This window comes from Calidifontibacillus erzurumensis (assembly GCF_013303125.1).
GTDB lineage: Bacteria > Bacillota > Bacilli > Bacillales > Bacillaceae_J > Calidifontibacillus > Calidifontibacillus erzurumensis.
Genome location: NZ_JABTTE010000079.1, coordinates 1 through 428 on the forward strand (window position 1 = coordinate 1; position 428 = coordinate 428).

At 39.7% G+C, this 428-nt stretch carries 1 protein-coding gene; it reads right to left on the reverse strand.

Features of this window, described 5'->3' with window-relative positions:
• The coding region (locus HR057_RS16905) for an RNA-guided endonuclease InsQ/TnpB family protein (protein ID WP_173732673.1) at nt 1–428 on the reverse strand (428 nt) is incomplete at both ends.

Genomic DNA, 428 nt, shown 5'->3' on the forward strand with positions numbered 1-428 from the left:
ATCACGATCTAATACAAGACCGCAAGAACATTTATATATGCGTTCAGACAACGCAATTTCTTGTTCTTTGCCACAACAAGAACACTTTTTCGTAGATGGGAACCATTTATCTATTTTTACAAGCTGCTTCCCTTGTTCTTTTAGCTTGTATTCTAAGAAAGTAGTGAACATACCCCAACCGTTATCATGAACACTTTTGCCAAAGTTGAGGGCTTGAGACATGCCTTTCATGTCTAAATCCTCAATAATCACAGCGTCATAGGTTGTCGCTAATTCTTTTGACTTGTGATGGAGAAAGTTTCTGCGCTGATTCGCTGTTTTTTCATGCAGTTTAGCTACTTTTAGGCGTTGCTTTTCCCATCGTGCAGAACCTTTCTTTCTTCGAGAAAGAATTCGTTGTGCTTTGGCTAGCTTGTCTAAGGCTTGCC